This window comes from Winkia sp. UMB3158 (genome assembly GCF_030217145.1).
Classification (GTDB): Bacteria; Actinomycetota; Actinomycetes; order Actinomycetales; family Actinomycetaceae; genus Winkia; species Winkia anitrata.
In genome coordinates, this window is sequence record NZ_JASONH010000002.1 from 172,351 (window position 1) to 189,322 (window position 16,972).

Sequence of the window (16,972 nt, forward strand, 5' to 3'; positions counted from 1 at the left end):
TTAGTGTTTTGAGTTATTCGGCTATACCCCGGCGATCACTCCGGAAACCAGGCCGAGGGCGATCAGGATGCCAAGGGCCACGCGGTAGATCACGAACCAGTTGAAGTTATTCGACGAAACGAACTTCAGCAGCCACGCAATCGACAGGTAGGCGACGATGCCGGACACTACGGTGCCGATAATGGTGGCTCCCCAGCCGACTCCGCCAGCCGCACCAATCTGATCAAACTTGGTTACAGCCTGCAGGCCGCCGGCGGCGATCAGGGTGGGAATGCCCAGGAAGAAGCTCATGCGCGTGGCCGTCACCCTGTCGATCTTCAGGAACATGGCCCCGGCAATGGTTGCGCCGGAACGCGATACGCCGGGGATCAGGGCGATCGACTGGAATAGGCCAAGCAGGAGGCCATCCTTCCAAGTAATAGAGTCTTCGCCACGATCGAAGCGTACCCGGTCGGCCACATACATTGCTACCGACCACAAAACTAGCCCGGCGGCCACAAACCACATGGAGCGCAGCGGCCCCTCGATCAAGTCTTTCAGCAGCAGCCCCACAACGGCGGTTACTGCCACACCCACAATGATTGCCCACCCTAGGTGGTAGTCGGCTTTGCGCTTGTGCTTATTGGCCAGACCAGCGAACCAGGCGCGCGCGATGCGCACAATGTCCGACCAGAAGTAGACAATAGAGGCGAGCATGGCGCCGACCTGGATGATAGCCGTGTAAGCGGTGACGGTAGGAGCATTTACTGGGTGACCGAGTAGGTTTTCAACAATGGTCAGATGGCCCGTGGAGGAAACGGGGAGGAACTCGGTTACGCCCTCGACGATCCCCAAAATGATGGACTCCCACCAAGAAATCACGGCTACTCCTAGGGTAGAAAAATGCGAACGCAGACCAGTCTAGGTGACAAATACGCAAAGCTGCATAAGACACGAGCGCTCGCGGCTGCGAAACAGGCCACGCCCTCAAAAAAGTTGTGCCAAATATGGGAACCGAAGCAGAAAATACTCTCAACCACTGAAGAATGTGATGTAAACAACTATTCTTGTTTGTTGGAACAACGCTGTTTTCTGTCTAAGGAAGGTGAAGGAGCCTTATGCGTATTGGTGTCCCTACAGAAGTTAAAAACAATGAATACCGCGTGTCTGTGACGCCTGCCGGTGCTGCCGCCCTGATTCAGGACGGACACGAAGTGCTAATCCAGAAGGGGGCCGGTGAAGGATCCGCCTATCCCGATTCGCTCTATGAAGAGGTTGGCGCAAAGATTATTGACGACGCCGACCAGGTGTGGGCCAGCGCCGACATGGTCATGAAGGTCAAGGAGCCGATCGAAGAGGAATACCACCGCCTGCGCGATGGGCTGATCCTGTTCACCTACCTGCACCTTGCTGCTGACAAGGCGTGTACCGACGCCATTATTAAGGCGGGTACCACCGCTATTGCGTACGAAACTGTGCGCACCGATGCTGGCACTCTGCCGCTGCTCGTGCCCATGTCCGAGGTCGCAGGCCGCCTGGCTGCCCAGGTTGGCGCGCACTATCTAGAGAAGCCGCACGGCGGACCGGGCGTGCTGATGGGCTCCGTGGCAGGTGTGCGCAACGCCAACGTAGTAGTTGTTGGCTGCGGGCAGGCAGGCCGTAACGCTGCCGAGATCGCTATCGGCATGGGTGCGAACGTAACCGTGCTGGACAATGATCTAGAGAAGCTGCGGTGGGCAAACTGGCAGTGGGGCAACCGGGCCCGCACTACCTACTCCACCCCGCTCTCTGTCGAAGAGGCCGTGGCGGACGCCGACCTGGTCATTGGTTCCGTACTTATCCCGGGTGCTAAGGCGCCGAAGCTGGTAACCGATGCGATGGTAGCCAAGATGCGGCCGGGTTCCGTACTGGTCGACATCGCGATTGATCAGGGCGGCTGCTTCGAGGGGTCGCACCCCACTACCCACGATGATCCGATCTTCACGGTGCACGACGCCACCTACTACTGCGTGGCGAACATGCCCGGGTGTGTGCCTCACACCTCCACTACCGCGCTGGCCAACGCTACGCTACCGTACGCTCGCGCTATCGCAAAGAAGGGGTGGAAGCAGGCGCTGAAGGACGATGCAACCCTGCGTCGCGGCCTGAACGCCCACGCTGGCAAGATCTCCTACCCAGGCGTAGCCGAAGCTTTCGACCTCGAATGCGTAGATCCCGAAGAGCTGCTCGAAAACTAGTGCCGGAAGTGGTGCCCGGACGGTTGCAGCCGACTATGTAAAGCCACTTGCCTTAACTAGCGGGCTCTAAGAACCTGCATGGCCCCGCATCTAATCGGATGCGGGGCCATGTCATGCCTGTGTACATCCTAGACAGTAATGCGTGGGTTTCAAAAAAGTAATCTACCATTGTCCGCAAGTAAAAATCTGAGTAAAGTATATTGCAGTATGGGGCACCTGAATGGGGGAATGCAATGACGCAAACGTCCGGGCAAGCAATCGCCATGATTATTTACTTCGTGGCCATGATCATCATTGGGATCTGGGCATACACACGAACGCAGAATTTAGACGACTACATGTTAGGTGGGCGGGGGCTGGGCCCGGCAGTTGCCGCCCTCAGCGCAGGCGCATCCGACATGTCTGGGTGGCTACTAATGGGGCTACCCGGGGCGCTGTATCTTTCCGGCATTGTCGAGGGGTGGATCGCCGTTGGCCTGGTAGTGGGGGCATGGGTGAACTGGAAAATTACTGCCCCGCGGTTACGTTCCTACACGCAGGTGGCGAACAATTCTATTACGCTACCGTCCTTCCTGGGCAATCGGCTCCACGATCGCTCGAACGCGCTTCGCATCGCCGCCGGCCTAATAATTTTCGTATTCTTCACCTTCTACGTGTCCTCTGGCATGGTCGCCGGGGGCACCTTCTTCGAATCCGCCTTCGGGATGGACTACCACCTGGGCATGGTCCTTGTTGCCGCAGTGGTTGTGCTGTACACGCTGGTCGGCGGCTTCCTGGCGGTGTCGTGGACAGACCTGGTGCAGGGGATAATGATGTTGATGGCGCTGGTGGCGGTGCCCATCGTGGGAGTCGTTGCCCTTGGAGGGCCGGCAGCCGTTGCCGAGGGCGTGCGCACGGCCAATCCGGACTTCCTCTCGCCCTTCGGGGGCGCTAGCTTCGTGGGCGTCATATCTGCGCTGGCGTGGGGGCTCGGCTACTTTGGGCAGCCACACATTGTAGTTCGCTTTATGGCGCTCCGTTCGCCGCAAGAGGCAAAGCAAGCTCGCCGCATTGGGATCGGGTGGATGTTCCTGTCCGTACTGGGGGCGTCCGGCACCGCCATTATCGGCATTGCTGCCCACCAGCGCGGCAGGGTCCAGATCGGGCAAAATGATGCCGAATCCGTATTCATTCTTATGGGGCAGAATCTTTTCCCCGTGCTGGTTGCCGGGTTTATGTTGGCCGCGATCTTGGCGGCAATCATGTCCACAGTGTCCTCGCAGCTGCTGGTCACGTCCTCGGCAATTGTCGAGGACATCTATAACGGCCTTACTAAACGCAAGCTAACCCCGATGGGCGGGGTGAATCTGGGCCGAATCGCAGTGCTAGCAGTCTCCTTGCTGGCAGCGGGGCTTGCCTGGATGCGCACGGACTCGATTTTGAACCTGGTTTCCTTCGCCTGGGCCGGCTTCGGGGCAGCCTTCGGGCCGATCGTGATTTTGGCACTGTATTGGCGAAAACTGACAACGGCGGGCGCGCTCGCGGGCATGGTTACCGGCGCTGTCACCGTCGGGGTGTGGGGGACTTTCAAGTGGGGTGGCCTGTACGAAATTATCCCCGGCTTCGCCCTCTGTATGGCGGTTGCCTGGGCGGTGTCGAAGGCGACTTACAAGCCAAATAGCCAGATAGATGAAGAGTTCGCGCTGGCTGAAAGACTTGCCACCGTATCGGAGCAGGAATTGGCGGAATATTTTGGTGACCGCACCTTCGCCGGCCCCACAATTAGCTACCAGAACACAGAAGGTAATAACCAGCCAAAGATAGACTAAACAGGTAGGCTAATAGAGCTTCGTAAATGGCAAGGATGCCAGCAGTTGCAACGGGAAAGGTCAAAGATGTCCAACGTAGAGGTTGACTACGCCGAAATTGGGGAACTCGCGAAAAAGCGAGCAAAATCCTGGCTCGAACGGTCCAAGAAATACCCGGTTGATCGGGCAGGGCAGCTCCTTAGTGAAGTGCTGCGCGACCCGAAGGGGCTGGACTTCACAGTCGGGTTCGTAGACAACGTGATCAGGCCCGAGGACGAGAAGATCGCCGCCCAGCAGATTCGCGTCTTGGCGGACCAGGATCCACAGTTCTTGCCGGCTTACCTGAAGGGGCCACTGGCGGTGGGCGGCAAGCTCGCTCCGCTAGTTCCCGAGGTGGCAGTTCCCACGGCCCGCAAAGTATTTGAGGCTTTGGTAGGGGACCTGGTCCTAGATGCTAAAGGTACTGGGCTGACAAAGTCGATTGCTCGCCTGAAGGCGCGCGGCGCCCGGTTGAACATGAATCTGCTAGGCGAGGCCGTCCTTGGCGACAAGGAAGCTGAAAAGCGGTTGCGCGACACCATGGGGCTGCTGGAACGCGAGGACGTGGATTACGTATCCATGAAGGTGTCCGCCGTAATCGGCCCGCACAACCCGTGGGCCTACCAACAGGCCGTAGACTACGCGGTTGAAGCTCTGATGCCGCTATACCGCAAGGCAAACAGCTATTCCCCAAAGAAGTTCATCAACTTGGACATGGAAGAATACCACGACCTGCACCTGACCATCGACGTGTTCAAGAAGATCCTTGACCGCGAGGAATTCAAGGACTTGAAGGCTGGGATCGTGCTGCAGGCATACCTGCCGGATTCGCTTCCTGCCATGCAGGATCTGCAGGCTTGGGCGGCACAGCGCGTCCAGAATGGTGGCTCACCAATTAAGGTGCGAGTCGTAAAGGGTGCCAACCTTTCCATGGAGCGCGTGGAAGCAACCGTGCATGGGTGGGACATGGTGACCCAACCGAACAAAGAAACGACAGACGCGAACTACATCCGCGTCCTCGATTGGGCGCTGCGCCCCGAACACACGAAGAACGTGACTATCGGCGTGGCCGGCATGAACCTGTTTACTGTGGGATTTGCCTACGAGCTGGCCAAGAAGCGCGGCATCTTACACACCGACGGGATCGAATTCGAAATGCTGGCGGGCATGGCAACCCAGCAGGCAGCTGCCGTAACCGAGGACGTCGGCCACCTGCTCTTCTACGTGCCCATCGTCAACCCGGAGGAATACGATGTGGCGATCGCCTACCTGGTGCGCAGGCTAGAAGAGAACTCGCTGCCGTCCAACTTCATGTCTTCCATTTTCGAACTGGACCAAAACGAGGCCCTGCTGCAGCGCGAACAAGACCGCTTCAGCGCCGCCCTCTCCCATGCTTTTGACGACCCGGTAGGCCCTGCCCGCAAACAGAATCGCCTAGAAGAGGGCGAAGCCGAGATCAAGGCGATCGTCACCGACGAAGCGGGCAACTGGCAATTCCAGAACACGCCAGATTCAGACCCGTCCCTGCCAGCCAACCTGCAGTGGGCGCGCCAGATCGCCGACTCCATGAAAGATAGCGAAAAGGGATGCCTGGTCATCGAGGAAGCAGCAGTAACCTCTGAAGACCAGCTGCAGAAGATCGTCGAAGAAGCGGCCCGCGGCGGCAAGGAATGGGCAGCCCGTCCGCTACAAGAACGCGTGGACATCCTGCACCAGGTTGGCGTGCTGCTGTCTAAACGCCGCGGCGAACTGATCGAGGTAGCCGGCTCCGAGGCAGGCAAAACCATTGACCAGGGCGACGTGGAAGTTTCTGAGGCCGCCGACTTTGCCCACTACTACGCAGAGCAGGCCAACACGCTGCATTCCCTGCCCGGCGCGAAGTTCACCCCCGCGAAGGTTATTGCGGTAACCCCGCCCTGGAACTTCCCCATGGCAATCCCCACCGGCGGCGTATTGGCCGCCCTCGCTTCCGGGGCCGGCGTTGTCTTCAAGCCCGCCCGCGAAGCCCGCCGCACGGGAGCCATGCTGGCGCAGGCAATGTGGGACGCGGGCGTTCCTCGCGACGTGCTGAAACTAGTGGACCTATCCGAGGGCGAGCTGGGCCGCGCCCTCATCGAAAACCCACTGGTAGAACGCGTAATCCTGACCGGTTCTATCGACACCGCCAGGCTGTTCAAGTCCTGGCGTCCCGGCCTGCAGGTGCTAGCCGAAACCTCCGGCAAGGACTCCATTATTGTTACCCCGCACGCCGACCTGGACCTGGCGGTGCGCGACGTAGTCAACTCCGCCTTCGGGCATGCCGGACAGAAATGTTCCGCATGCTCGACCGTGATCCTGGTCGGGTCGGTCGGGCGCTCGCGGCGCTTCCACGACCAGCTAGTCGACGCGGTCGAGTCTCTGAAGGTGGGCTACCCCTGGCAGCTAGACACGCAGATGGGGCCGCTGGTTTCTCCCGCATCGGGCAAGCTGCTGCGCGGCCTCACCACGTTGGGACAGGGCGAACACTGGGCCGTTACCCCGCGTCAGCTAGACGAGTCGGGCAAATTGTGGAGCCCGGGCGTGCGCGCCAACGTGCAACCGGGCAGCGAATACCACCTGACCGAATACTTCGGGCCGATCCTGGGGGTCATGCGGGCCGACACCCTGGAGCAGGCGGTCAAACTGCAAAACGCCACCGAATTTGGCCTGACGGCAGGCATCCACAGCCTGGATGCTGACGAAATTAACTACTGGCTAGACCATGTGCGCGCCGGCAACGTGTATGTAAACAGGGGAATTACCGGAGCGATTGTGCGCCGCCAGCCCTTCGGCGGGTGGAAGCGCTCTGCCGTTGGGGCTGGCACTAAAGCAGGTGGGCCGTCCTACCTGTTCGGCCTCGGCAATTGGGAACGCACAGACGTTGACGCCTCCCAGATCACTGGACGTTCGCTCTCTAACCCGGCTTTGGCGGACGCCTACCAAAGTGCTACCACTTTGGACCAGGGCGGACAGTACGTGCAGGCCCTGGCAGTTTCCGCGCAAGAGTGGGGCGAAAAGGAATTTGGTGTCGGCCACGACCCATCTGCCCTTGGGGTGGAACGCAACGTGCTGCGCTACGAGGCCGTGCCCGTCCTAGTACGCCTTGCCCAGGGCGAGAAGCCTTGGCAGCTACTTGGCGTGGTCGCGGCCGGACTGGCGGCAGGCTCACAGGTGAGCGTATCGGCTGCAGAGCTTCCTGCGCAGGTGCGCGAATTCTTACGCCGCCAGCATGTTCCCTTCGTCCTCGAAAGCAAGGAGGCTTTCCTTGAGGGCGTTCCCGGTTGGGCGAAGGAAGCCGGGTACGACGCTCGACTGCGGATGCTAGGCGGAGACCCGACGCAGGTGGCTGCTACCCTACCCAAGGAATTGGTGGCCGACGTGGCAATCTGGTCGCAACCGGTTACGGTTAGCGGTCGCGTGGAACTACTTCCGTTCGTCCACGAGCAAGCCGTGTCGTTTACCAACCACCGCTTCGGTAATCCCACGCCGCTGGGGGATCGGGTAGAAATCTAATTTGAGTGGTTGCAGAGGCCGCGCAGTCACAAGTTGGGTGCGCGGCCTCTTTATGCAATGGCCAAAGCGCATCGGGCTGTCGAAAGCACAGTGGATTGCTGAAAGCTCACCGAAATGCGAACTGTTCAGTGTGCCCTGGGCAAACTGGTGTGCTCTCGGTGCGGGGATAGTTATGCTCCGTGGAAGTGAGCCTGGTGCTCAGCGCCGGCACGGTAGCCAATGGCGGCAGCGGCCTGCTTGAGTTTGCTAATCAGCGGCAGCAACCTGTCTTCAGGTAGATCGGTCGAATGGTAGGTCATTGCTAGCGACCCGATGGGATAGCCAGAATTGTCTAGCACGGCAACGGCTACCGTAGACCACCCGGGAGTAATGTTCTCTACTTCCTGGGCCCATCCGCGGGCACGGGTTTGCGCCAGGATTTCCTGCAACTCAACCACAGTTTTTGGGCCGGAACCAGTGCGGTCGGCCAAATACCGGTTAGAAGGGTAGAGGGCGGATACCTGCTTGTCGCTCAGCTGCGCCAGCATGGCCTGCCCGGACGCGGTCAGTTCGGCAGGCAGGCGCACCCCGACGTCGGTAACTAGCGACAGGCCCATTGAGCCGCGCTGTTCTACCACGTAGATGACGTCTTTGCCGCTAAGAACAGCGAAGTGCGCGCTTTGATGAACCTGATCGACGATGTGCTCAACCACGGTTAGGGCTATTCGCCGCAGTGGTTCCTGCCGCTGGTACGCCCAGGCCAGTTCGTAGGCGCGCACGCCTAGTGAAAACCGGCCGGTCTCCTGGTCATGGGACACGTAGCCGAACTCGACCAACGTGCCCAGTATGCGGTAGGTGGTGGACCGCGACATGGATAGCTCGCGAGCCAAAGACGCAGCGGTCAGTGGCTTGATGTGTCCCGCTAGCGAATTCAGGATGCGCAACACATTAGCAGCAGAGTTACTTGTTGCCACGGCCTCCCCCTTCCAACATTTAGCGTGTATCTACTATTGCAGTTTTCCGCTAACCTTCGCGGAAAGAGATGCCCATTGCGCCCTCGGGGTAGACCCAGTGCAACACTTCCCGCGGGGCAACTGCCAGGCAGGTACCGCACTCAAGGCAGGCGGCGTATTCCACGTCGACGCTGCCGTCTTCATTTGCTGTGTACACGTGGGCTGGGCAAACACGCTCTAACACTTTGCCGAAACCAGTGCGTTTGGCCGCTTCCTGATTGACCTCAATGTGGGAGTTGCCCTCGTCTACCTCGTAGGAGTTCTTGGCTAGTCGTTCGGTAACTGTGCCTAGTTTTAGTGCTGCCATTTTTATAGGGACCTCACTGCTTCGAAAGCGATTTTTGCTAGGCGGAGTGCGCCTATTTTCGACTTCTTGAATGCGCCCAGGGCGGTGGGCAAGAGCTTCTTGCGCGGGGACAGGTCTAGGTTGTAGATGCCGTGCAGTACGTTCGAGACCAGTTCGCCCATGTCGCCGTACATTTCAGGGTTTTCAAGGAACTTTGGGGCCTTCGAGTAGGTGGCCATGTCCTTGCCCACGAACGACTCGTCTACCAGGCGCGTGTATTCTTCCAGCTGCTCCTGGCTGAAGTTGCCGGCAGCAAGGGCCTTGTCGATGGCCTGTGCTGCTGCTTTGCCAGATCCGGCCGCCAGATCCATGCCGCGTACGGTGAAGCCCGTGTTTAGCGTGAAACCGGCTGCGTCCCCAACGATCACGAGGCCGTCGCGCACTAGGTCGTGCTGCATCTTCTGCCCGCCCTCGGCAATCAGGTGGCAGCCGTATTCAATCAGCTCGCCGCCCTCAAGGTACTGGCTTACGGCCGGGTGGGTCAGGAAGTGGTCGTGAATCTCAGAGGACGACTTACCCTTCTTTACCAGGTCGTCCAGGCGCAGCACCACGCCGATAGACACCGAGTCAGTGTTCGTGTAGAAGAACCCGCCCCCGGCGACGCCCTGAGTGCAGTCGCCAACCATGGCGTAGGCGAGGCCGTCGCCGTCGCGCACCCCAAAGCGTTTGGACACTTCGGCCTCGCCAAGTTTGATCACGGACTTTACGCCCACGGCCAGGTTCTCGGTGGGCTCCTTTTCCCGGATGCCCGCTTTCTGGGCCAAGAACGAGTTGACCCCGTCGGCCGCAACAACCACGTGGGCGTGCAGCTCTTCACCGCCAGCGCTAATGCCAACAATCTTGTCGCCCTCGCGCAGCAGCTCTTCAACCTTGATGCCGGGCATGATCACCACGCCGGCCTCTTCACACTTCTCGGCCAGCCACGGGTCGAACTTTGCGCGCAGCACAGTGACGGCGGTCGAATCCTCACCCAGGCGACCGTCCCAGTAGTCGACGTTCGTGGCGGCAGTGGGGGTCATGAACGACAAGATGTTGCGGGCAATCTTGCGTTCGTATGGCGCCTGCTCAAGAAAATCAGGGAAAATATCCTGCATAATCTTGCAGTAGAACACGCCCCCGGACAGGTTCTTTGTGCCCGGTTCGGTGCCGCGTTCTACAAGCAGTACTTCGTGTCCCTGCTGTGCCAGCAGGTAGGCACAAGTCATGCCAGCGATGCCAGCCCCAACAACGATTACTTCAAAATCTACGTCGTTCATGACCCCGTCTTCCATTTACTTAGAGAGTGCTTCGGTCAGTGCGGGCAGCACCTCGTACAGGTCGCCAACAATGCCGTAATCTGCCAGTTTGAAGATCGGCGCGTTCTCGTCAGAGTTGATCGCGACGACCGTCTTCGAATCCTGCATGCCAGCGGTGTGCTGTAGCTGCCCGGAAATGCCCAGGGCGAAGTAGAAGTCGGGTGCCACCTTGGCGCCCGAAACGCCTACGTACAGGTCGCGATCGAACCAGTCGGCGCCCTCGGCTAGAGGACGCGAGCAGGCTACTTCCGCGCCTACCGCCGCAGCCAGGTCGCGTGCCAGCTGCAGATCTTCTTCCTTCTTGAAGCCGCGCCCACAGGCAACAATCTTGCCTGCCGCGCCCAGATTTACCTGGGTGCCAGCGCCGGTTTCTTCAGCCACTACCTTGGCGGGGGACAGCTCGGCTTCCGCCGCTTCTGCCTGGGCCCCGCTTCCGGCTACGTCCTTGCCGCCGTCCAGCAGGAGCACCAGCTTCTGCGAGGTCGGAAGGGTTTCCTCGGTGATGCCACCGAAGCGTGCCACGGTCACCGAGTCTGCGGAAACCTCCTTGACGCCACGGAAGATCGGGGCGTCGAGGGCGGCCGCAACGGCGCCTGCAAGCACGCGATCGGTGGGAGCGTCAGAGGCGAAGACCAGGCCGGGATCGCCAGCGGCAATCAGCTTCGCCACGGAGGCCGCTGCTGCTTCGGCGGGGACGCCCTCGCCCAAATCGACGCTGACTACCTTGGCGGCATCCGAGAAGGGACCAGCCGGGGTGCCAACCGCTACGACAGTCACGTCGCCAGTCTTGCCCGCAGCCTCCAAAACGGCTGCCACCTGCGGATTAGTTGCAATTACAAAAGTGTTGCTCATGATTAGTCCTAACTACTTCAGGCCGGCTGCGCGCAGGGCATCAGCAAGCTCGCTGGCGGCGTTCTCGCCCTCGAACAGCTTGTGGGCGCGATCCTGGTTGGAGGCACCGGAACGGGCAGATACTTCGGCAACAACATCGGTTGCCTTCACATCGGAGGCGGCAAGAACCTCAGAAGGCTTCTTGCCAGCAGCCAAGATGTCGCGCATGCCCGGGGTCTTCGCCTCTACGGCATTGGCAGCAATAGAGACCACGATGTTGCCTTCGACCTCGACAGTGCGGGTGCCCCCGGGAACTTCCTGGACCAGCTTCCAGCCCGCGGTAGTCTTCTCTGCCGAGCGGACTTCGAGGAAGCACTGCCACCCCAAGTAGCCGGCGACCAGGGCAGGAACCAGGCCTGCGCCCTCGTCGATAGAGGCCGAACCGGTGACCAGGGCAGTTGCGCCCTCGACGCGGCCGGTAAGGTCTGCCAGAGCAGAAGCAATCTTGGTGGAAGTCCACTCGGCGGTCTCGTCGTCCGAAACCAACAGGGCCCGGTCAAGTCCGCGCGCCAGAGCGGTCTTTACCGCGTTGCCTGCGCTGGCCTTCTTGGAGCCGACGGTGATGCCAACCAGTTCGCCGCCCTCGGCGTCTGCCATGGTGCGGGCAACGGTCATAGCAACCGGATCGTATTCGCTTACTGCCTCTTTGGCGCGCGACCAGTCGACGGCGCCATCTGCGCTTACAGAAGCGTCCTGCGGGTTCGGCGCAAACTTGTATGCAACAACTACGCTCATGTTTTCCTCTCCTTGCTACTTCCAGCTCTCAAGCACGTCCGCGGCGGTAGATTCGCCGAGGGCGGGGCTGGGGGCGGTGGTGAATTCGGTATCGGGCTCTTCAGTTTCAAAACGCACGGGGTAGCGCACGTACTGGGTGGAGCCAATGATCGGGTGGTCGAAGCTGCCCAGGGTGTTGCGGTAGCGCACCTGCTCCGACTCCAGGGCCTGCGTCAAGTTCCAGATCGGGGCTGCGGGAATGCCGCCCTTTTCTGTAGCCTGCAAAGCCTCATCGGTGGTCAGGGTCCTGGTCCAGGAGGAGACTAGCTCGGTCAGTTCCTCCAGCTTGTCCGACCTGTTCTGGTCGCCCAGGTAATCCGGGTTCTCGGCCAGGTCCTCGTGGCCCATGACGGTGGCCAGGCGGCCCCACAGGGTGTCGTTAGCAACGGCAATAGCAACCATGCCGTCCTTGGTGGGGTAGGTGTCGAACGGTACCGACACGGGGTGGCGGTTGCCGATGCGGCCAGGTAGCTTGCCGGTTGCGGCCTGCATCGAAGCGGCGGTGACCTGCAAGGCAAGCATTGAATCGAACATAGACACGTCGATGTGCTTGCCCTGGTCGGTGCGGGTGCGGTCGAACAGTGCCGCGCACACCGACCAGCCCATGAACATTCCGGCTACCACGTCGCCTAGAGATTCGCCGACGCGGGTCGGCGCGCCGCCCTCTTGCCCGGTGGCATCCATGATGCCGGTCATGGCCTGCACGATCAGGTCATAGGCAGGGCGCTTGGCGAACGGGCCATCCTGGCCGAACCCGGACAGGGAAGCGTAAATCAGCTTCGGGTTTACCCCTTTGAGGGTGTCCCAGTCGATGCCCAGACGGGAAGTTACGCCAGGCCGGTAATTTTCGATCAGAACGTCGGCTTCACGCACCAGATCCATGAAGGCAGCCTTGTCGCCTTCGTCCTTCAAGTTCATGGTGACCGACCGTTTGTTGCGGTTCAAGATCGCAAAGTACACCGATTCCTTGTCCTTGAACGGGCCAAGGCCGCGCGCATCGTCGCCACGAGGCGATTCGATCTTCACCGCATCTGCACCCAGATCTGCTAGCTGGGCCGCACAGTACGGGCCGGCTAGAACGCGGGACAGATCCAACACTTTGACGCCGTCGAGGACGCCCTTAGTTTCGCTCATTTCACTGGTTCCTTTTCGTCGTCATAGAAGTAGATGGTGTGCTCTGGCACGCTCACTGCGGTGCGCCCCCAAGCCCAGTAGATGATCGCGGGGACGATCAGGCCGATGATCCACGAAATGTCAGCTCCGCCTAGCACCTTTGTCATCGGGCCGGTGTAGAAGTCGGAGTTTAGGAACGGGATCTGTGCCAGGATGCCCACAATGTAGGCGGTCAGGGCAGGAACGTTGTATTTGCCGTAGCGACCGTTCGGATCGTAGAGGGCGGGAATGTCGACTCGTTCCTTCGAGATGAGGTAGTAGTCGATCAGGTTGATCGCAGTCCACGGGGTGAATGCCAACAGCAAAGTCAGGATGAAAGACTTGAAGGAGGCTAGGAAATCCGCGGACGCTACCAGGGCGAAGATTACCGAGGCGGCTATGAACGCGACGATGATGCCCGTGCGGACCTTCTGGTTGAATCCCTTCTGCTTGTCCGAGCTGAATGAGGACATGGTGGTCATGATGGTCATGCACCCGCCGTAGGCATTCAGCGTGTTCACGGTCAGCTTCCCAATGGTGATCACCAGGTAAATGATGATCGCGATGAAGCCGCCGCCACCTAGGGTTCCTAAGAAGCCCACCTGGTTGGTGATGAAGCCCTGCCCTTTAGGGGTGGGCAGGGAGGCCAGTAGCACGCCGAAGATCATTGAGATCTGGGCGCCACACACCAGCCCGCCCAGGGTCCACCAGAACACTGAGGACGAGGACGTTTCGAAGGGAAGGTAGCGGGAGTAGTCGGCCACGTAAGGACCGAAGGTCAGTTGCCAGCCGGCGCCGAGGGCGATGCACAGCAGGAAGGATACGAAGTGGAAGTGGTTGCCGTGGAAGGCAGCGAACACGTCATACTTGGTGAACATGCGAATCCCCAGGTAGGCGAGCATAATCAGGCCCGCCCAGGAGGCCAAGTTTCCGAGCTTGTGAATGTACTTGTATCCGAGCACCGCGATGACTGCGGTAATGACACCGAAGACGATGATGCCGAAGGTGGGTTGTTCGATTCCCATGCCGAACATGCGGTTGATGGCCTGCCCGGACAGTACTGTGCCGGTGCCGGCGAAGCCGATGTACATGAGCACGGTTAGTACTAGCGGCAGTACCGCTCCGTACACGCCGAACTGGGCGCGCGAGGAGATCATTTGGGGTAAGCCCAACTTCGGTCCTTGCGCCGAGTGGAGGGCGGTTACGGCGCCGGCTAAGAGGTTGCCGATCAGCATGCCAATGATTGCCCAGATTGGGTCTGCCCCAACCAGGACGCCAAGCGTGCCGTTGACGATTGCGGTTATTTGGAGGTTAGCCCCAAGCCACAAGGTGAACTGGCTGGATGCCTTGCCGTGGCGTTCAGAGCGGGGGACGGGCTCGATAGTGCGAGACTCCATCGAGGAATTCTCGGACTTCTGCGCCGTCGAGGTGCTTTCTTTAGTAGCCATGTTTGGTCCTGGAAGATTAGTAGTTCTTCAGCAGCTGGCGAGCGATGACGATGCGCTGAATCTGGTTGGTGCCTTCGTAAATCTGGGTTACCTTGGCGTCGCGCATCATGCGCTCTACCGGGGACTCCTTCGAATAGCCGAGTCCGCCCAGCAGCTGGACGGCGTCGGTGGTCACCGCCATGGCAGTGTCGGAGGCGAAGCACTTGGCGCTGGCGCCGAAGAAGGTCAGGTCATCAGCCTTAGTGCCAGAACGGTCAGCAGCCGCGTAGGTGAGCTGGCGGGCGGCCTCGGTCTTCATTGCCATGTCGGCAAGCATGAACTGGATGCCCTGCAGCTTTGCTAGGGGAGCACCGAACTGTTCACGCTTGGTAACGTATTCGGCTGCCTGGTCGATGGCGCCCTGCGCGATGCCGACCGACTGGGCGGCAATCGAAATGCGGGTGTGATCCAAAGTGCCTAAAGCGAGCGAGAGGCCGTGGCCGCGCTTGCCCAACATGCGGGAGGCGGGGATGCGCACGTCCTTCAGCACCATTTCGCGGGTTACAGAACCGCGGATGCCCATCTTGTGTTCGGGCGCACCCAGGGAAATGCCTTCGTCGTCAGCGTGCAGCATGAACGCGGTGATGCGGTGGCGCTTGTCGTCAGGATCAGTAACTGCGAACAGAACAATGTACTTGGCAATACCCGCGGAAGTCACCCAAGCCTTGGTGCCGTTGATTACGTATTCGTCGCCCTCTTCCTTGGCCATGCAAGTCATAGCGCCTGGATCAGAACCGGCATTCCACTCGCTGAGCGCGTAGCCGAACATTGCCTCACCCGCAGCAACCGGGGGCAGGTAGGTCTTGCGCTGCTCTTCCGTGCCGTACAGCATTAGCGGGATCATGCCCAGCTTGTTGGAGCTTAGGATTGTCGAGGCCGAAGCGTTCACGCGGGCGATTTCTTCCATGACGATTGCCATGGAGACCGAGTCGATTCCGTCTCCGCCGTACTCTTCGGGGATGCCGGGGGCAGCAAAGCCTGCCTCTAGGAGTGCGTCGTAGGATTCCTGATCGAATTCGCCCTTCTCGTCTGCCTTGGCGGCCAGGGGCTCAAGCTTGGTCTTCGCGAAGTCGCGAACGAAATCGCGTAGTAGTTCCTGCTCGGAATTTAGTTGGTATGACACCGTAATCTCCAATCTGCGTTGATTGCGCTGTGAGTTCTGGATTACGGCAAAAATCTATTGGAGGGGCGGCGGGTGCTTTCCGGGATACGCCTCTCTGTAGTGTCAAATATGGGATGCAATGCCCCCATATGGGGACTGCGGAGAATTTATGGGTGTTTAGTCCCAAGAAATAGAGACCGCGCTCACGTTTGGTCGCTAAGCTCTAGGCTTTCATTTTCCCCACGAAGCGGCACGCTCTTGCGCTTTCACGCAAGCGCCTGTCCAATGCGCGTCTGGGAAGGTAGTGTGCGCTCCCGCCCTTGCGCTTCGCGTAAATGCCCGTCCGCGCCCAGAGCGCACACTACCTTCCCAAGCTCTTGCAAATGGTACTGGGGCGTCCCACTCGCGCATTAAAAGACTGTAATCATGCGGGAAAACTTGTTTCCTGCGGATGCGAGCCTTTGCCTGAGCGGGTATCGTGCCTTACGCAATGGAGCAAGAGGAGGTGAAGTAATGAAAAGCAGTGTTTTTGTACTCAGAGGAGTAGTCATAGCAGCTCTCCTTTCTTTGGCTATGGCGCTGGGGATTGTTCCGTAGGCTATGGCAGATGGGGAAATCTCAGACTCCGCAGGAACGGCAGTTGGACAAGTCGATGCTGAACCGGGTACTTACTCGGCGCGGGGCCTTGTGGCAAGTAAGTCAGGTGTAGCTGAGGAGAGGTTTGCAGGGAAGATTGATCGCAATCTAGACACAACTGGGGTGTCTGATTCTATTTCCTTGGACACGGTTGACGGTCCTCAGCAGGTTGCTGTGTCAGGGGTGGACCCCGCCGGTAATGTCCGGCTTTATGTAGATGAGGGGCAAAAAATGTCGCTTTCGCCAGCCAACGGCGGCCAGAGTTCGGTGCGAGACGGCGTGGCTACCACCACTTCGCCAAATGGGGAAACTACAAGTGTTTCATTGCTTAGCGAGGATATGTCAGCCCAGGTGGTTACCATTTTAAAAGACGAGTCCGCATCCTACGCTGATTTTGATCTTGATTTGCCTGAAGGATACGCAGTATCTGAGAGCAATAACGGAGCTCTAAACATTACTGACGCAAATGGTCAGGCTGTCGGATATGTTAAGCAGCCTTGGGCGTTAGATGCTGATGGCAATGAAGTAAAAACGCATTATGAGCTTCGCGCAGACGGTAGTATTCGGCAGATTGTTGATACAAAGAATGCAAAGTACCCTCTAACGCTGGATCCAGATGCTGGGTGGTGGGCTGCGACGGCGGCAAAGTGCGCCGTTGACATTGCGCCTCTAGTAGCTACTGGTGGGGCTGCTGTAGCCAGTAGGGTTCCTAAACTCGTATAGT

The 16,972-nt window shown here is 59.4% G+C and carries 13 protein-coding genes; 4 read left to right on the forward strand and 9 right to left on the reverse strand.

Features of this window, described 5'->3' with window-relative positions; translation table 11 throughout:
* Positions 1 to 21 precede the first annotated feature (21 nt).
* Entirely contained in the window at positions 22 to 858 is an 837-nt protein-coding gene (locus QP400_RS02675) for an undecaprenyl-diphosphate phosphatase (RefSeq protein ID WP_040315484.1), read from the reverse strand.
* A 239-nt stretch (positions 859 to 1,097) separates the two neighbouring features.
* On the opposite strand from QP400_RS02675, the gene ald reads away from it, so the two are divergent.
* From ald to QP400_RS02690, 3 genes are all read left to right on the forward strand, one after another.
* The gene (gene ald, locus QP400_RS02680) at positions 1,098 to 2,216 is read left to right on the forward strand and encodes an alanine dehydrogenase (RefSeq protein WP_004808134.1); all 1,119 of its coding nucleotides are present in this window, start codon (positions 1,098 to 1,100) and stop codon (positions 2,214 to 2,216) included.
* A 233-nt stretch (positions 2,217 to 2,449) separates the two neighbouring features.
* Entirely contained in the window at positions 2,450 to 4,024 is a 1,575-nt protein-coding gene (gene putP, locus QP400_RS02685; protein ID WP_004808136.1) for a sodium/proline symporter PutP, read from the forward strand.
* A gap of 66 nt (positions 4,025 to 4,090) precedes the next feature.
* On the forward strand, positions 4,091 to 7,573 hold the full coding sequence (locus QP400_RS02690; protein ID WP_004808138.1) for a bifunctional proline dehydrogenase/L-glutamate gamma-semialdehyde dehydrogenase: 3,483 nt from the start codon (positions 4,091 to 4,093) through the stop codon (positions 7,571 to 7,573).
* Between the two features lie 170 nt (positions 7,574 to 7,743).
* Here the strand turns inward: QP400_RS02690 and QP400_RS02695 are convergent, their stop codons facing one another.
* The 8 genes from QP400_RS02695 to QP400_RS02730 are packed head-to-tail and all read right to left on the reverse strand — an operon-like array spanning position 7,744 to position 15,633.
* The gene (locus QP400_RS02695; RefSeq protein WP_004808139.1) at positions 7,744 to 8,526 is read right to left on the reverse strand and encodes an IclR family transcriptional regulator; all 783 of its coding nucleotides are present in this window, start codon (positions 8,524 to 8,526) and stop codon (positions 7,744 to 7,746) included.
* A gap of 49 nt (positions 8,527 to 8,575) precedes the next feature.
* Complete coding sequence (locus tag QP400_RS02700; RefSeq protein ID WP_004808142.1) at positions 8,576 to 8,872, reverse strand: ferredoxin family protein; 297 nt, start codon at positions 8,870 to 8,872, stop codon at positions 8,576 to 8,578.
* A gap of 2 nt (positions 8,873 to 8,874) precedes the next feature.
* Entirely contained in the window at positions 8,875 to 10,167 is a 1,293-nt protein-coding gene (locus QP400_RS02705; RefSeq protein ID WP_004808144.1) for an FAD-dependent oxidoreductase, read from the reverse strand.
* A 15-nt stretch (positions 10,168 to 10,182) separates the two neighbouring features.
* Positions 10,183 to 11,058, reverse strand: coding sequence for an electron transfer flavoprotein subunit alpha/FixB family protein (locus QP400_RS02710; protein WP_004808145.1), 876 nt, complete (start codon positions 11,056 to 11,058; stop codon positions 10,183 to 10,185).
* Between the two features lie 12 nt (positions 11,059 to 11,070).
* Complete coding sequence (locus QP400_RS02715; RefSeq protein WP_004808147.1) at positions 11,071 to 11,832, reverse strand: electron transfer flavoprotein subunit beta/FixA family protein; 762 nt, start codon at positions 11,830 to 11,832, stop codon at positions 11,071 to 11,073.
* A gap of 15 nt (positions 11,833 to 11,847) precedes the next feature.
* Complete coding sequence (locus QP400_RS02720; RefSeq protein WP_004808149.1) at positions 11,848 to 13,005, reverse strand: CaiB/BaiF CoA transferase family protein; 1,158 nt, start codon at positions 13,003 to 13,005, stop codon at positions 11,848 to 11,850.
* Complete coding sequence (locus QP400_RS02725; protein WP_070424945.1) at positions 13,002 to 14,471, reverse strand: purine-cytosine permease family protein; 1,470 nt, start codon at positions 14,469 to 14,471, stop codon at positions 13,002 to 13,004. The genes QP400_RS02720 and QP400_RS02725 overlap by 4 nt, the downstream gene beginning before the upstream one ends.
* Positions 14,472 to 14,487: 16 nt before the next feature.
* The gene (locus QP400_RS02730) at positions 14,488 to 15,633 is read right to left on the reverse strand and encodes an acyl-CoA dehydrogenase family protein (protein WP_070424946.1); all 1,146 of its coding nucleotides are present in this window, start codon (positions 15,631 to 15,633) and stop codon (positions 14,488 to 14,490) included.
* 579 nt (positions 15,634 to 16,212) lie between these two features.
* Between QP400_RS02730 and QP400_RS02735 the strand changes: the two genes are divergently transcribed.
* The gene (locus QP400_RS02735; RefSeq protein WP_070424947.1) at positions 16,213 to 16,971 is read left to right on the forward strand and encodes a hypothetical protein; all 759 of its coding nucleotides are present in this window, start codon (positions 16,213 to 16,215) and stop codon (positions 16,969 to 16,971) included.
* Position 16,972 lies beyond the last annotated feature (1 nt).